The 5528-nt window shown below is 72.3% G+C and carries 5 protein-coding genes; 1 reads left to right on the forward strand and 4 read right to left on the reverse strand.

Translation table 11 applies throughout. The features are described from left to right. Positions 1-312, forward strand: a 312-nt coding sequence (locus tag ACIQOV_RS25270) for a peptidoglycan-binding protein (RefSeq protein WP_401052095.1), incomplete at its 5' end; no start/stop codon positions are given. Positions 313-368: 56 nt separating this feature from the next. Here the strand turns inward: ACIQOV_RS25270 and ACIQOV_RS25275 are convergent. The 4 genes from ACIQOV_RS25275 to ACIQOV_RS25290 all read right to left on the reverse strand — a co-directional run bounded on the left by ACIQOV_RS25275 (position 369) and on the right by ACIQOV_RS25290 (position 5268). Next, on the reverse strand, positions 369-953 hold the full coding sequence (locus tag ACIQOV_RS25275; RefSeq protein ID WP_387729587.1) for a TMEM165/GDT1 family protein: 585 nt from the start codon (positions 951-953) through the stop codon (positions 369-371). A gap of 303 nt (positions 954-1256) precedes the next feature. Further along, the gene (locus ACIQOV_RS25280) at positions 1257-2042 is read right to left on the reverse strand and encodes an ABC transporter permease (protein ID WP_401052098.1); all 786 of its coding nucleotides are present in this window, start codon (positions 2040-2042) and stop codon (positions 1257-1259) included. 102 nt (positions 2043-2144) lie between these two features. Then, a complete protein-coding gene (locus tag ACIQOV_RS25285) occupies positions 2145-3776 on the reverse strand; it encodes a dolichyl-phosphate-mannose--protein mannosyltransferase (protein WP_401052101.1) in 1632 nt (543 codons plus the stop codon). Between the two features lie 187 nt (positions 3777-3963). Further along, on the reverse strand, positions 3964-5268 hold the full coding sequence (locus ACIQOV_RS25290; protein WP_401052104.1) for an MFS transporter: 1305 nt from the start codon (positions 5266-5268) through the stop codon (positions 3964-3966). Positions 5269-5528: the final 260 nt, after the last annotated feature.

Consider the following 5528-nt stretch of genomic DNA (forward strand, 5'->3'; position numbering starts at 1 on the left):
GCCGCTCCCCCCGTCACGGCTCCCACGCCGACCGCACCGGCACCGAGCACCCCCGCCCCGACCCCGACGCCCACCGCCAGCTCGACGCCGCGCGTCCTGCAGTACGGAATGAGCGGCCCCGACGTCACGGCCCTCCAGCAGAAGCTCGCCGTCGTCGTCTGCTGGGCGAGTGTGCCGGTGACCGGGCAGTACGACGACACCACCGTGAACACCGTCGGCTACGTCCAGTGGATGTGGGACGTCAAGGGCGACAAGCGGGGCATCTTCGGTCCCAACACCCGTGCCGCCCTGGACAAGCACAGCACCTGCTGACCGGAACGGCCCGGCCGGCGGTCACCCCTCGGGCCGACCGCCGGTCGTCCCCCGGATCAGCCGGTGATCGCTCCGAAGATGCTGATGCCCGCCAGCACGACCATGATCGTCGCCGCCACCCGGATGATCAACTTCATCGGCACGTACTTGAGCAGCTTCTGCCCGCCCACGATGGCGACCCCGCCGACCGCGCACAGCGCCAGCCAGGAGCCGAGGCCGACGGCCAGCGGGTCGGCGTACTTGGCGGCCAGGTTGGCGGTCATGATCTGGGTCAGGTCACCGAACTCGGCGATCGCGACGACCACGAAACTGGCCCCGGCCACCTTCCAGAAGCTGTTCGAGGACGGCTCCTTGGCCGCGTGCTCGTCCTCGTCCTCGCCGCCGTGGAACAGCAGCATCGCCGCGCCGACCAGGAACAGCAGGCCGGTGACGCCCTCCACCCAGCGGTGCGGCAGCAGCGTGAGCAGGTGCCCGGCGACGAGCGCGAGGCCCACTTGGAGGGCGAAGGCGGCGGCGATGCCCGCGAAGACGTAGCTCGCGCGGTACTTGGTGCCGAGCACCAGGCTGGCCAGCGCGGTCTTGTCCGGCAGTTCGGCCAGGAAGATGATGCCGAAGGTCAACGCGGCAACGGTGATACTCATAGGAGTCCTCGGTCGGGCTGCCCGGCCTCCGCAGGTCCGTCAGGGGACGCTTCGGCCCGACAGCACTGGTCATGGTCACAGCACTGCGGCCGAAGGTCTCGCCGGCACCGCTCATCGAGCGGTACCCCGGGCGCCGGGCCCCTGGGGGCCAGTATGTCGACGGTCCGGTGGAGGGCTACTCCCCTTCAACGGCCCCAAGCGTACCCGACGGCGTCGAGCGACCCGCCCCGGGAGATCCACGGAGGTCGACGGGGATCGACGGAGTCCGACGGCGGCCAACGGCGCTCGACGGCGGTCGACCCCCTACCGGGCGCCCCCGTCCGGCTCGGCCGCGATCAGCCCGCGCCCGACCAGTTCCAGTACCACCACGATCGTCACCGACTCCACCGCCAGCAACCCGATCAGCACGAACAGCTGCACCGCCCCCGCCTGGACCGGCGAGGCCCCGCCCAGCAGCATCCCGACGAAGGCCCCGGGCAGGGTGACCAGGCCGACCGTCCGGGTCTGGTCCAGCGCCGGGACGAGCGAGGTCGCCGCCGCCGTCCGGCAGATCTCCAGCCGGGCGTCGCGCTCCTCGAAGCCGAGCGCCAGCGCCGCCTCCACCTCGCCGCGCCGCAGCCGCAGCTCGTCCAGGGCCCGCCGCCCGGCCAGCGAGGTCGCGCTGAGCGCCCCGCCGATCAGGATGCCCGCGACCGGGATGACGGACAGGCCCTCGGGCGGCAGCAGCCCGACGCCCAGCAGCAGGGCGAGCACCGGCAGCACCCCGGCGCCGATCGGGGCGGCCGCCCAGACCCAGGCCGGGCCCGGGGTCATCCGCCGTCCGGCGGTGCGCACCGCGACCGAGAACATCAGCACCACGAACAGCGCCGACCACCAGAGCGAACCGACCACCCAACTGATCACCGCGGCGACGGCGGCCAGCTGCACCACGGCGCGCAGCCCGGCCCGCAGCACCGCGTGCCCGTGGCCGAGCAGTCCCCGCCCGGCCACCGCGACGGCGGCCAGCAGCAGCACGGCCGTGACCACCCCGAGCACCGGGGTGACCGGCAGCAGCTGGCCACCGGAGGCCGCCAGGTCCGCCGGGGCCATCAGATCCGGCCCCTTCGGATCCCACCGGTGCAGGTCCCACCCGCATAGATCCCACCCGTGCAGATCCCATCCGTCCAGATCCGGCCCATCGGGCGCGGGCCCTCAGATCCAGCTGGTGAACCACATCCGGTCCTGCCAGGACGACATCGGGATCACCTCCGCCGTGTACAGCGGGTAGAAGAAGGCGAAGCAGCCGACGATCGCGAGCACGATCGCCCCGGCCCCGATCGCCCCGATCCGGCGTCGCTCGGGGGTGCACCCGGGCGGGCCGAGCACCGCCCCGAGCATCTGGGCGACGGCCAGGCACAGGAACGGCACCAGCACGACCATGTAGAAGGAGAAGATCGTCCGCTCCTGGTACCGGAACCAGGGCAGGTAGATCCCGGCCACCGCGCACAGCACCGCGCCCGAGCGCCAGTCCCGCCGGAAGAACCAGCGCCACAGCAGGTAGACCAGCGCGAAGCAGGCCGTCCACCACAGGAAGGGCGTACCGAGGCCGAGGATCTGCGAGGCGCAGCCGCCCGAGGAGGTGCAACCGCGCTGCCCGTACGGGATCTGCTCCCAGTACATCGAGACCGGGCGGCCGTCGACCAGCCAGGCGAAGGGGTTGGACTGGTAGGTGTGCGGGGTGCTCAGACCGGTGTTGAAGTCGTACATCTGCGAGTGGTAGTGCCACAGGCTGCGCAGTGACGCGGGCACCCAGCTCATCGGGACCTGCGGCAGCGGGATGCCGAGGACGCTGTCCGGGGAGAGCCCGGCGCGCCCGTCGGCCCAGTGCCGGTCGTAGCCGCCCCCGCCGGTCGGGCCGGAGCCGCCGGTGGCCAGCCAGCCGCTCCAGGCGCCGACGTACACCACCAGGGCGGAGCCGACCATGGCGAGGAAGGCGGGGACGGCGTCCCGGCGCAGCATGGAACGCCAGGGGCGGCGGGCGCCGGCGGCGCGGCGGCCGGACTGGTCCCACAGGACGGTCAGGACGCCGAAGGCGGCGAGGATCGGGGCGCCGTTCCACTTGACCGCGCAGGCGGCGCCGAGGAGCACCCCGGCGGCGATCCGCCAGGGGCGCCACCCGAGCCGGACGGCGTCGCCGCCGACGGTCTCGGCGGCGACGGCGAGCCGGGCGCGGACGTGGTCGCGGTCGATCAGCAGGCTGCCGAAGGCGGCGAGCACGAAGAACATCTGGATGCCGTCGAGCAGGCCGACCCGGCTCATCACCAGTTGGAGGCCGTCCACCGACATCAGCAGCGCGGCGGTGCAGCCGATCAGGGTGGAGCCGAAGAGGCGGCGGCCGATCCGGGCCAGCATCAGCACGGTGACGGTGCCGAGCAGGGCGGTCATGAACCGCCAGCCGAAGGGGTTCAGTCCGAACAGCTGCTCGCCGACCGCCATCACCCATTTGCCGAGCGGCGGGTGGGCGATGAACTCGGGCGCGGAGGTCAGCGGGATCGACTGCGGGGCGGACAGGATGTCGGCGTTGGCGTGGTCGGGCCAGGTGCCCTCGTAGCCCTGCTGGAGCAGGGACCAGGCGTCCTTGGGGTAGTACGTCTCGTCGAAGACGAAGGAGTCGGGGTGGCCGAGGTTCCAGAACCGCAGCAGGCCGGCGAAGAGCGCCACGGCGATCGGTCCGAGCCAGCCGGAGCGGTCGGCCGCCCAGCGGACCAGGCCCCCGCGCGGGGCCGGGGCCGGGGCGGCGGTGGCCGGGGCCGCCGGTGGGTGCGTGAGCGCCGCTTGCGTCATAGCCTCGCCGATTCGCCTGTCTGCTCTGTCCGGGTCCTGGCTCCGCCCGGGTCGTGCCGCTCCGGCCGGGGCAGGGCGGTCAACAGCCACTGACACTATGTGGCGGTGCGCGCGAAGCCAAGCGCGACGGGCGCCGACCAGGTGACCTGGTCGGCGCCCGTTTCGAACCCCCTTGCCGCCCGTTCCGCTACGCGGCGGTCTGCAGCTCCCGGACCGGGACGGTGTGGACCACGGCCGGGGCCGCGTTGTCCTGCTCCGGCGTGAGGTACGGGCGCAGCCGCAGCGCCATGGCGACGATCAGCAGCGTGGAGCCCGCCATGGCCGCCAGGTAGAGCGGCCAGGTGCCGGAGCCGACCAGCAGCACGCCGACGGCCGGGCCGACCGCGATCGCGATCTGCTTCACCAGGGCGTACCCGGCGTTGTAGGTGCCGAGCAGCCGGGCCGGGGCGAGGTCCGCGACGATCGGGCCCATGGTGGGCGCGAGCAGCGACTCGCCGACTCCGAAGAGGGCGTAGATCGAGACGATGGCGACCGTGGCGGCCATGGTCTCGGTCCGTATCAGGCCGGCCACCAGGGCCATCGCCCAGGCGCCGAGCCAGACCACGCCGGCCGCGGCCATCGCGGTGGTGCGGCGGCGCTTGGCGGTGATCCGCACCATGAACATCTGCAGCACCACGATGGTCAGCGCGTTGGCGCCGATCGCGAAGCCCAGGGTGGAGGGCGCGGTGCCGACGGTGTCGGTGGCGAAGGCCGCGACGCCGGACTCGAACTGGCCGTAGCAGGTGAAGAAGATCAGCCCGGCGAGGATGCTGAGCCGCATCATCGCCTTGTCGGCGAGCAGGGCGCGCAGACCGGTCGGGCCGTCGGCCTTCCCGTGGACGGCGGTCAGCTGGGTCCTGGGCATCCGGGCGGTGCCGGTGACCAGGGCGAGGCCGAGGAACGTCACCGCCTCGATGGTGAACAGCCGGGTCAGGCTGGCCGGGTCCGACACGTTCACGATCTGCCCGCCGACCAGCGCACCGATGCCCATGCCCAGGTTGACCAGGGTGAACTGGAGCGCGAAGGCGTGCGAGCGGGTGGCCGCCGTGGAGCAGCGGACGATCATCGTGGCGAGCGCCGGCTGGCAGGTGGTGACACCGGCGCCGAACAGGAAGGAGGAGACCAGCAGGGCCGGGGTGCCGGTGGCGTGGCCGAAGGCGAACGCACCGGTGGCGGCGAGCGCCGTACCGGCCAGCAGCACCGGGCGGGGACCGTACCTGTCGATGCCGCGGCCGGTGAACGGCAGGACGGCGAGGGCCGCCAGCGCGAAGACGGTGAACACCATCCCGGCCGCCAACGAGCCCAGCCCGCGCACCTGGTCCACGTACACGAACATGTACGGCATCGTGAACCCGCTGCCGAACGCACTGAGCGCGTTGCCGATCTGGACGCGGCGCAGCGGGCCGCCCGCTCCACGCCGCTGCTGCCTCTGCTGCTTCACCGTGCCGGTCACCGTGCACATCCCTTCCTGGTTTCAACTGGATACTCTTAAGTCCAGAAGATTTCAGAGCTAAAGTTTGACGAGATAAAGTCTTAGCACCCGAAGACTGCTGAGTCAAAGGCTTAAGGAGTGCACCCTCGTGCGACACTGGTCCGCATGACTACGGACAAGCCGCCGCCGGCTGCCGGCAAGCCCGCCCCGGCCACCCCCCTGGAGTTCGGCATCGCCGAGCAGGTGGCCCTCTACCAGCGGGAATTCCCCACCGTCGACCC

Origin of the sequence: Kitasatospora sp. NPDC091257, assembly GCF_044757675.1 — a bacterium.
GTDB lineage: Bacteria > Actinomycetota > Actinomycetes > Streptomycetales > Streptomycetaceae > Kitasatospora > Kitasatospora lactacystinica.